The 10,168-nt window shown below is 66.8% G+C and carries 10 protein-coding genes and 1 pseudogene; 3 read left to right on the top strand and 8 right to left on the bottom strand.

From position 1 onward, the window contains the following. A partial coding sequence (locus AX750_RS02305; protein WP_245282282.1) for a transposase occupies positions 1–752 on the bottom strand: 752 nt, incomplete at its 3' end. A gap of 212 nt (positions 753–964) precedes the next feature. Between AX750_RS02305 and AX750_RS02300 the strand changes: the two genes are divergently transcribed. Continuing rightward, on the top strand, positions 965–1,753 hold the full coding sequence (locus AX750_RS02300; protein ID WP_068072499.1) for a hypothetical protein: 789 nt from the start codon (positions 965–967) through the stop codon (positions 1,751–1,753). 60 nt (positions 1,754–1,813) lie between these two features. Continuing rightward, positions 1,814–2,911, top strand: coding sequence for a hypothetical protein (locus tag AX750_RS02295; protein ID WP_067253478.1), 1,098 nt, complete (start codon positions 1,814–1,816; stop codon positions 2,909–2,911). Between the two features lie 3 nt (positions 2,912–2,914). Here AX750_RS02295 and AX750_RS02290 read toward each other — a convergent pair whose 3' ends face one another. From AX750_RS02290 to AX750_RS02270, 5 genes are all read right to left on the bottom strand, one after another. Beyond that, positions 2,915–3,511, bottom strand: a complete 597-nt coding sequence (locus tag AX750_RS02290) for a DNA-binding protein (protein ID WP_067253475.1) — start codon at positions 3,509–3,511, stop codon at positions 2,915–2,917. A gap of 305 nt (positions 3,512–3,816) precedes the next feature. Continuing rightward, positions 3,817–4,341, bottom strand: coding sequence for a hypothetical protein (locus tag AX750_RS02285; RefSeq protein WP_156451327.1), 525 nt, complete (start codon positions 4,339–4,341; stop codon positions 3,817–3,819). Between the two features lie 153 nt (positions 4,342–4,494). After that, positions 4,495–6,429, bottom strand: coding sequence for an AAA family ATPase (locus AX750_RS02280; RefSeq protein ID WP_067253470.1), 1,935 nt, complete (start codon positions 6,427–6,429; stop codon positions 4,495–4,497). Continuing rightward, positions 6,426–6,911, bottom strand: coding sequence for a hypothetical protein (locus tag AX750_RS02275; protein WP_067253469.1), 486 nt, complete (start codon positions 6,909–6,911; stop codon positions 6,426–6,428). Before AX750_RS02275 ends, AX750_RS02280 begins: the two co-directional genes overlap by 4 nt. Positions 6,912–7,005: 94 nt before the next feature. After that, on the bottom strand, positions 7,006–7,872 hold the full coding sequence (locus AX750_RS02270) for a hypothetical protein (protein WP_067253466.1): 867 nt from the start codon (positions 7,870–7,872) through the stop codon (positions 7,006–7,008). A gap of 85 nt (positions 7,873–7,957) precedes the next feature. Between AX750_RS02270 and AX750_RS25290 the strand changes: the two genes are divergently transcribed. Continuing rightward, complete coding sequence (locus AX750_RS25290) at positions 7,958–8,209, top strand: helix-turn-helix transcriptional regulator (protein WP_082735170.1); 252 nt, start codon at positions 7,958–7,960, stop codon at positions 8,207–8,209. Positions 8,210–8,320: 111 nt separating this feature from the next. Here AX750_RS25290 and AX750_RS02265 read toward each other — a convergent pair whose 3' ends face one another. Continuing rightward, positions 8,321–9,850, bottom strand: a complete 1,530-nt coding sequence (locus AX750_RS02265) for a recombinase family protein (RefSeq protein WP_067253465.1) — start codon at positions 9,848–9,850, stop codon at positions 8,321–8,323. A 119-nt stretch (positions 9,851–9,969) separates the two neighbouring features. Next, positions 9,970–10,168, bottom strand: a pseudogene (locus tag AX750_RS26365) (IS66 family transposase); the annotation flags it as partial.

Raw genomic sequence — 10,168 nt, 5'->3', positions numbered from 1 at the left:
CGCGTGGCTCGCTCGGATACAAGCCTCCCGCGCCGGAGGTCTTCGTGCCCGCCATCACCGCGCGGGCGACTGCGCAACCCGAACCAACTACGCCGCCCGCGCTGGCCGCGAGGCCAACTCTCCACTAACAATCGCTTTGGACCAGTCGGCGGGGGCGGATCAATGTGAAGGCCGACGATCTCTCTTTTTCCGTCAGTATCGCCGGCAACCGCGATTATCGCCGCAACCGAGACGATGCGCCCGCTCTCGCGCATCTTCAGATGGGCGGCTTCGAGCCATAGATAGGGCCAGTCGCCGGACAACGGGCGCTTGAGGAAGGCGTTCACCCGCTCGTCGATGTCCTTGCACAGCTTCGACACCGACGATTTCGAGATGCGCGTCATCCCCATGGCCTGCACCAGTTCATCGACCTTGCGGGGCGAGACGCCGTTGATCCAGGCCTCCTGGATGACGGCGACCAGCGCCTTCTCCACCGTCTTCCTCGGCTCCAGGAAGCCGGGGAAGTAGGCTCCGCTGCGCATCTTCGGGATTTTCAGGTTCAGCGTGCCCAGCCTGGTGTCGAGCGTCCGGTCTCGGTAGCCATTGCGCCAGGCCTGCCGGGCCTCGCCGCGCTCGTAGCACCCGGTCCCGATCAGGCCATCGACATCGGCCTCCATGATCAGTTGCAGCACGCTCTCGGCAATCGTCCGCAGAAAATCAGGGTCGCCGCTCTTCGCGGGAAGCTCGGCAAGCGCTAATCTGTCCTCGGTCATCGGGTTCTCCGTTTCGCTCAGGTCGAAGTCTCGCAACTCCACCTTCTCAAACGGGCCCGGTGCCCACACCGGCTCAGGCCAAAAACGCAGCGGATCTCCACTGCCGTTTCCACGGGAAGCGCTCCGCGAAATTACACAATCTGCGCGGACGCGATCTTCGGCATCCATAGGCATTCGATGAACTTCGTACCGCTTTCGTATATCGAGACTGAATGACGACGGGTTGGCACGAGCGCGGCGAGGCGACATTGGCTGCGGTTTCCGTCGCGCGTTATGGCGAGCGTGACGGGGTGATTGCGGGGCTTTCCGCGACGCTTGGTGTTGCGGCTCAGACATTGCGGCGCGAAGCGGCTGCGGTGCGTTTTCTGCGCGACGAATTCGACGGCCCCGGCGAACTAGGCTCGCGGCTCCGGCTCGCGCCGATGGCGTCGGTCGAGTTCATCGCGCGCTGGCAACGGCACGATCGGCAGGGCGCGCTGGTGGCGGCGCGGCGTGTGGCGGATGGCGAGCTGAGCGTGCGCGCGATCGCGCAGGCGGAGCGGGCGGCGCGTTCGAGCGGCGCCGATCAGCCGAGCCCGGACAGGCGACCTGACCAGGTTTTTCGGGAGGCCGTCGCTGAGAGCTTTGCGGCGATCGGCGGCAAGGTCGAACGCTATGTCGCCGGCGGGTTCGCGGTCCCGTTCGATCTTTGCTGGTGGGTTCATCCACGATGGCCGGTCTTCGTCATCATCGTCGGCCCCTACGGCGACCGCGAGCGCTACGATGGGCGGCGGGTCGACTGGTGCCTGCGGGCCCATTTTCACAGCCGGCAGAGCGAGGCGCTGATGGTCCTGGCGGAGCCCGGCGCGCTGGCGTCCTACGAGGCGTTCAGGGATCGCAACGGCCTGAGCTTCGATGTCATCGCATCGACCACGGGACGTTTCGGGATCGGCGCCGGCCAGGATGTCAGGTCGGTCTCGCGCGGACGGTGGAGCCAGGCCATTGTCCCTTGCGCCGTCTGATTCGATGATAACGACCGTCCGATAATAAGGGGCGCCCAGCGGCGTCGGTCGAGGTCAGCCATGACGAGCCTTGTCGAAACCCATGCCCGGATGGAGCGTCTGCTGGCGCTGCTGCCCGAGAGAACCCCCTCCGAAGGGACGATGCGCCAGTACCGTGGCGTGCATGAGCGGATGCGCCGGGCGGGCTGCTACGACCCGATGGCCTGCGCCTGTCCGGCAAGCTACAACCGGGCACGGGCTGCGCTGCACTTCTGCGCCCGCGAGACCCTGCTGCGGCTGAAGGCCGACCTCGAAGCGCGTTCGCGCGCCGGAGAGCGCAAGGCTGCGAGCCTCACTGCGGAGGCGCTGGCGCTGTACCTCGATCGGGTCGAAGCGGCGATCCTGGCGCACCCGCCCTGCGCCGTTCCGGACTACCGCGCCGCCTCGCCGTTCCGCGCCAAGCCGGACGCGCCCCGCCGTGGCGCCGGCTCGAAGAAGCACAGCCTGAAAGACAAGCCGGCCGACTGGCGCGAGCAGGTCTTCGCCGCGACGCCGGAAACCAGCCCCTACAAGGCCGCGATCGCTGCGATGTGCCTGTCGACCTGCCGCGTCGGCGAGTATGCCGAGACCATCCGCGACCAGCAGTACTCGCCCGGCGTCAGGGTCATCAAGCGCGACGGGTTCCTGGAGATCTTCACGATCGCGCAGAAGAGCCATGGCGGCAAATACGGGCTCAGCATGTCGGGCGTGACGGTCGCCATCGCGCAGGGTGGGGCGCCAGCGGCGCATCTTGCGACGATGTGCGACGAGGCCGGCGGCGCGATCGAGATCGCGGTCGAGAGCACGGAGGGCCTGCGCAAGGCGGTCGGCCGGATCGCGGCGAGGCTCGGCTTCAGCAATGTCTCGCCGAACTCGTTTCGCGCGCAGTGCATCGCGGACGGGAAGGTGACGCTTCCCAACGCTGAGATGGTCGCCGCCGGCGCTGGCCACTGCAGCATCCGCAGCCAGTCGCGCTATGGCCGCGCCGAGCATGGCCGGCGCGGCGGCGGCGGGCTGGTCGGGACCTTCAGCGAGCGGCAGCCGCGGCCGGCGTCAGTCGAGCGCATGGTTCGGTTCGAGGCGATGCGGCTGACGCGCGCGATCGAGCGCGGCCGCGCGCCGCCGCGCTTCGCGGCCTGATCGTCACGGACTGCCGGCGGCCTCGGCATCGCCCCCGCCGGCCGAAAGCTGCAGGCGCTCCATCAGCGGGCGCAGCACCTTGAGCTCGCCCTCGCAACGGACGATCTTGTCGCGCAGTTCGGTTTGCTGGTGATGAGCGGCGCGCAGCTTGCCGGCCGCCTCCTCGAGCTTGCCGCGCGCCTCGGCGAGCCTCGCCTCGCCAACCTCGACCTGCGCTTCGAGCGCGCGGATCGCGCCTTGCGCCTCGTCAAGCATCTCCCTGGCCGCCTTGCGCTCCTGGACCAGCTGGCCGTTGGCCTGAAGGACCGCCTCGCGCCAGAACTCGGCCGCGAAGGAATGTCCGGTCTCGATCAGCTTCTCCGGCAAGGGTGGCGCGAGATCGAGCGACTTCGGCCGCCAGGTCGCGCGAAAGGCGGTGATGGTGGTGTAGGAGCCCTTGCCCAGGAGCTCGCGGATGCCGTCATGGGTCGGCTTCTTGCCCTGCGCGTTCAGGGCGTCACAGGCGGCATGGACATGGCGCTCCTCGACGCGCTCGTCCTCGGTGGGACCCTCGGTGAAGGGCGGCGGGTTGATCTCGTGCTGGTCGTCGTCGGTCGACATGGCGGTTGTGGCTCGCGTGTGAGGAATGTATAACGCACATTACCACGATTCGCACCGCCGTCCAAGTTCGACTGACGGCTCTCTCGATCGAACGGTTAACTCACCGCTCCAGCCCCCTCCGATCCATGTAGCGCCTGTAGGATGTAGGCTACGTGCTACAGGCTACAGAGCTGAACGCGCGGCGGGCCAGCTGCAGGGCTCGCAAGCGGTGCTAGAATCAGCTGGCTCGGCCCGGCCTCGACCTGTCGGCGGTGGCCTGCAACGCGCTGCGGACGCTGGATGGTTCCAGGAAGCGAGATCGAGCCTTATTCCGCCTCTCGCCGCCCCGCGACCCTGGTCTTTGTGATGCTGTCTGCGGCCCTGTCGTAGGTGATCTCGAAGACGCCGAAGCGATCCTTGATCCGGCGCTTGGGGGACCTCTCCCCGACTGTGCGGGGATAGCCGCTTTGATGATCATCGCACGTGACGGCGAGCCAGGCGGATTGACCAAGGGTCGACCTCATCCGCCCGGGTGCGCCGCACGCGTCGCAGGTGCATTCGGAACGCAACTCGGCGAGCAGGATCGCCTGATCGATCGCTGCTTCGGTCTCAGGCCCGACGGGGGCGAGGATCTCAACACGAAGTTCGCCATATTTTTCCTTGATGTCGATGATGACGATTTTGGTCGATGGTGGCTCGCCGGCGAGCGCCTGAGAAATCCGATCGAACAACCTTGAGACGACATCCGCCCAGCCGTCGCCGACCGACATATGCGGGCGGGTGCCGGCGATCCAGCCGGCGTGCTTGTCATAAATCTCGGCCTGCCAGTCGGCATGCTTGCGGCGTGACATGAGCGTCTCCATTAGGATCGACGGTTAGCGCGATGCGCTGCAATCGCGAATGTGTGGATGTGCGACGGTGCGCCGACTCGTCCGCTGTCGGGGTGTCCGGGCGATGACACGCAGGCGGCTGTGGCAGCGCGCGTGGTTGCTGATCACATGTCGTCAAATCCTCGTTGTCGCTGGCGGCGAGACGGCAGAGCCAAGCCCGTCCGCCTCGCCACCTCTGCGATTGACGATCGCCGCGAGCTCATCGCCATCGACGATCTGCTGGCGCATCAGGGTCTCCGTGATCGCTTCGATCAGGGTGCGCTCGCTGGCGACGAGCTGATGCGCCTGCCGCATCAGGCTCTTGAGCCTAACGTCGATGGTATTGGCGAGCGCAAGATCGCGCCCGACCAGCGCGAGTGCGCCTTCGGGGCTTGAGCGGGCAACGAGCCCGTCGCCGAGCCCGAAGCTGACCTGGGCTGCGGTGAGCAGCCTCGTCGCTTCGCTGAGATCACTGGCGGCGCCGGTGTCGGGAGCTGCGCCCGTCAGCATGTTCGCGGCACGGCCGGCGAGCAGGACGAGGACGCGGCGCTCGATGTCGGCGAGCGTCGAGACGCTGGGGATCGCGTGTTCGGTCACGCCGCCGGCTGTGCCCTCGCTGCGGATCGAGACCCGCGCGACCTCGAACCCGAGCGCGAGCGCGACTGCGGCATGGCCGGCCTCGTGAACCGCGACATGACGACGCTCGGTCTCACTGCGCCCGTCCGCCGGCAGGATGGCGCGGTGGAGATCGGCGAGGTCGAGCGGGCGCCCTTCGCTGCGGGCGAAGCGACGCGCGGCCTTGACAATCGCGGTGACATCGGCGCCGGTCGCGCCCGGCATCAGGCGGGCCAGCGGAAGAAGATCGAGCTCAGCCAGATCGCCCTTCAGATGCGCGCGCAGGATCGCGGCGAGGCCTGCGGTGTCTGGTGGCGGGACGTGCAGCTTGCGGTCGAAGCGGCCTGGCCGCGTCAGCGCCGCGTCGAGATGCGACAGGAAATTGGTCGCGGCCAGGAGCACGACCCCGCGCCTGGCGGCACGGCATCCATCGATCCGGGTGAGAAGCGCCGATACGACGCTTGCCCACCACTCCCGCGACCGGGCATCGGCGACGGCACGATCAGGCAAGGCGTCGATCTCATCGAGGAAGAGCACGCTCGGCGCCAGCGCCAGGGCTTGCGCAAAAACCTCGTCGATCTGCTGGATGACGTCGCCGAGATGGCCGGTCTTGCGCATGAACCAGTCCGGGACGCTGGTCGCAATGAGGGGGACCCTCGCACTCCTGGCGAGCGAGCGGGCGAGCAGCGTCTTGCCGGTGCCTGGCGGTCCAAAAAAGATGCCGCTTTCGATCTCGCCATAAGAGATCCTGCCGGCGCGAGCCTCATCGAGCGCGGCGCAGAGATCGAGACACCAATCCTTTGCTTCGCCGAGGCCTGAGAGTTCGGAAAGCAAGGGCGTGTCGTCGATCGCGTCGGGCACGGCCTTGCGCGCGCTCGCCTGTCGCAGCCGGCGCAGGCTCGCCTGCGGACTGGAGGACGGCCGGATCGCGGCGGCGATCTCGATCAGGTCGAGGCCTGCGATGTCGTCCGGCTTCACGACCGGGCTGCGCTTGCCAAAAAATCCGGCGATCGCCCGGCGGATCAAAGCGGGGCTCAGCGCCGGGATGATCAGCTCGGCATCGGCGCTGGTGCGCAGCAGCGGCGGCAGCAGGCCGGCATCGACACTGAGCCCGACTACGCCACGCCCGTCCTGCAGGAGATCGACGACGAAGGCATCGCTCGGCTTCTTGTCGCCGCCCTTGCGCTTGCCCTCGAAGACGATCGCGCCGGTCTTCTCGCGATCGACGATCGCCTTGATCGGATCATACCAGATCTCGGAGGGGGTCTTGATCAAGACCGCCTGGCCACGCTTCATCCGCGAGATCAGGCGCGGGCCTCCGGCCTCGTGCCAGGCGATCAGCGCGAGCAGGTCGAGCGGAATCAATGGCGTCGTGGCGACATCCCTGCCGCTATCCGACAGGCTGTCGACACCGGTGATGAACGCGTCGTCGTCGGCAGTGGTGTGGGCGCTCATGACAGGGCCTCCATGAGAGCCTTGATGGAGGCGCGGCGGATCGCGGCGCGGTCGTTCCTGCGCCAGGAAGCGATCAGCCGCTCGACATCCTCGCCGAGATAGCGTCGGCGCTGCAACACGAAGGCGAGCGTCGTGCGCGCTGCATCCGAGCCGGCAAGCGCGTGCAGCAGGACCAAGGACATCACGAGGTCGTGGCGCGGGGTGTCGAGCACGTCGAGCCCGGACAGCTTCAGCGCCGCAGCGACGGCGGCGGCCGGGTCGCCGGCGAGCGCCTCGCGCCAGTGCTCGACCCGAAGCGGCGTGACGGCGCAAAGCAGAGCGCGCAGCTCGACCCGGTCGCGATCGGCGATCGCGTCGGCAGGCACGCTGCGCCAGAGCCGCAGCAGCGGGGCCGAGCCGCCAACCTCGCAAGCCGAGGCGGCGATGGCTACGTGCGGCATGGTTCGGGTCGTGGCGGGATGGGCAAGGATGGCGGCGGTCATTGGGGCGAGCTCCAGCGATCGCCGGCACGGGGCCGGCGTCGGGTCAAAGGTGAGGTAAAGACGAAGGCCGGCGGCGGCGAGCGCCGCCGTCAGATCAGGCGGGCGGGCTCAGCGCGAGGGCCGGACCAGCCTGGCGCCCGCTCAGCATTGCCAGCGCGCCGCGGCCGGCGCGGCGGGGCACGGGTTCGGCCGTGCGGTCGGCGAGCCGCTCCTGCGCGATCTGCAGCATCGGCGGCACGCGCGCGACCATCCTGGCCTCGAGCGCGGAAAGCGCCGCGTCGATGGTCGGGATCACCGGCACGCCGAACAGGTTGTCGAGCCCCTCGCGGGTCACGGTCAGCTCGTCGCGGAACCCCGACCGACCGTAGAAGTCGATGACGTGGCAGCGATAGTGCTTCAACTTGATGCCCAGAAGCGTGCGCAGATAGGAGGCGAGCTGGAGCCTGGCGCAGGCGAGATCGCGCTCGGTCGCCTTGCGCTTCTTGCTCTCGGTGATGCCGGAGCCCCTCTTGATCTCGATCACCATCGCGACCGAGCGCTGCTGGTCGATCACGATCATGTCGAAATGCCCGACCCGGACGGTCGCGCCGTCGCTGGCGAGCGCGAGCTCGCCGACGCGTCCCGGACCGTTCTCCTGGACGTACATCTCGGCCGCCCTGGTGATCGGGATGCGCACCTGCTGCATCACCAGGAAACGGCGATTGCGCACCAGCGCGGCATAGAGAGCGTCCTCGATCACCGCGCCCGAGCGCTTGACGACCGAGGTCAGGAACGACGTCACAGCGCTGAGGCTGTGGCCGAGCAGCGGATCGACCGCGAACTCGGCCGAACCCGCGCCCGACACCGCCTTCTCGATCCGGGCGAGCAGATCGGCCGGCAAGGCGCGCGGCGGCGAGACCGGCGCAACGGTGGGGATGGCCGGGACGGCGGCAGAAACAGGGCTGGAGGCTGCGTGATGCATGGCGTAAGGTTCCTCTCGTGAACGGCTTGTCCACGAAGGTCAGACTGTCACATCAGGCGCCTATTGTCACTTAAAGTGATAAATTATGCTTAACAAAGCCCAAGTGCGTGCGGCACGCAGCTGGTTGAACATTTCTCAGGATGAGCTGGCTCAAGCCAGTGGTGTCGCCAAACGGACCATAATCCGAATTGAGCAGGGGACATCATCTTCGCATGACCGCACGCTCCGCGACCTGCAGATTGCGCTCGAACAGCAGGGCATCGAGTTCCTGTTCGAGAACGGCCGCGGCGTCGGTATCCGCGCGAAACCCCAGACCGATAGCCACGCCGGCGAATAGAGTGCTCACCATTGCGGGCTTCGCGCCGGCAATGCGCAGCCGGTCTCGGCTAGATGGGCATCAGTTGATGCCGTTAGACCACATCGGCAATGCCGACTCGCAGCGTCACCGCTAACGGTCCGGACCCGCGAAACTCGTCCTTGAGGTCGACCCATCGGTATGGGTTACGACAAATCCGCTCGGGCCGAGTACAACGTGATCGACCAGCAACTTGAGGCGCTGCTGAAAAGCGGCACGGGTCGCTAACTCGTCAGGATCGGCATTCAGCTTATTGTAGACCGCCTGCAATCCTTCGGTCGCGCTATCCACGTCAGCGGGCTGCGACTGCCGGAAAGCTCGGTCCAGCACCACGATCTCATCGTCGGCCGCGTCGACTGCGGCTTCGAGCGCCTGGACCTGTTTGCCGAGGCGGCTGCCGCCACCGGACGCCTGAACGAGTTGAATCAGATTGTCGAGCTGACGCTCAAGGTCGTCGCGGCGGGCTTGCGCCGACGAGAGCGCGGCTTTTGCCTGGCTCTGCCGGTCGGTGGCTGCCGCGATCAGGCCTTTGCGGCGCTGGCCCAGACCGAACACCACCGCGAGCTCGACGCGCTTGTAGTCGTACATCGTCCGGTGATCGCAGCCGGCGCTCGCATGTGCACGGCCGCATTTGAGCTTGTGACCGCCGCCGCGAACCGTTTTGTCGATGAAGACAAGGTTGTTGCTGCACGCCTCGCAGCGCACGAGCTTCGACAGAAGGTTCTTGCGGCGACCTGGCGTGCCCTTGCCGAAGCCGCGAGATTTTGAGGCAGCCTGTGCCGCCCAAAAGGTCGCCTCGTCGATGATTGCCGGAAAGTACCCGTCGATCGGCGCCTCCGCCGTCGCATCCGAACCACCGGCGAGTTTGCCGCGCGGGATATAGCGTCCATAGGCCGCCGGGTTCGACAAGATCTTTGCGATATAGCTGTCATGCCAGAACTGGCTGCGCTTCCTGCCGATGCCCCAGGTCGGCACCTCCTTGTCGTTCAGCTCTTTTTGAATCGTGCGGCGTCCGATACCGGCGATCGTGTCCGCAAACATCTTTCGGACGATCTCGACGCGCTTGGGGATCTCGACATAGCGCCCGGATCTCGGCCCACCGACGAGCTCGAGCCAGGCGGGGCAGCGCGCCGTCATCGCCTGCCGCTCATCGGCGGCACGTTGGCGTTTAGCTGCCCAGGCATCGGAAACGCGCTTGGACTTCATCGCACTCTCTTCGTGAGCGCGCGACATCACAACGATGCTGATGATCAGTTGCGTCTGGTCGGCACGCAGGCTCGCTCGCGAATAGACCCGCTGGTCGGCCAGTGTGACGATGACGATGCCGTTCCGGGTCAGGCCCAGAAACAGCTCCAGCGCATCGACGACTTCTTCGCGTGACAAGCGATCGAGACTCTCGACAAGGAGATACGACCCCTTGGCGACGTCGCCACTTTCCACGCGCCTTAGGAAAGCGCCCAACGCTGCGCGCTCATCGCGGTGGCGGCCTTTGAAGGCGGACACACCCTCGTCGCGGAAGCTCTCGTCAAGATGCAGGCCATGCTTGGCCGCATAGGCGCGCGCCAGCTCAATCTGCCGGCGAAAGCTCTCGCCCCGAGCCTGCTCCGGCGTCGAAAAGCGCACGTATGAATACGCGAGAGGCTTGCTCGGTGGCGGCTGTAGATTGGTCCTGGGTCGTGCCATTTGCTTGCTCGGGTTCAGACATTGTGCATTAACTCGCACCCACCGACAATAATAAAGCTGATATTAAGGCGTTCGGACACATCCTCGCCCATGATGTGGAGCTGCCCGCGACAGCAGGGGCAGGCCATATCCTGGATATCGACAACCTGCTCGATGCGCGGCAGGTGCGCGGGCAACGAGCCGCGGTTGGCGCGACGCTTCCCGACCCGGTCAGCGCGCTTGGCGGGATCAGCCGCTTCCTCGCCGGCGAGGCCCTCG

Origin of the sequence: Methylobacterium sp. CCH7-A2 (assembly GCF_001557075.1) — a bacterium.
Classification (GTDB): Bacteria; Pseudomonadota; Alphaproteobacteria; order Rhizobiales; family Beijerinckiaceae; genus Allobosea; species Allobosea massiliensis.
The sequence above is the reverse complement of the archived record's forward strand: the minus strand, read 5'-3'. Positions and strand labels throughout refer to the sequence as shown.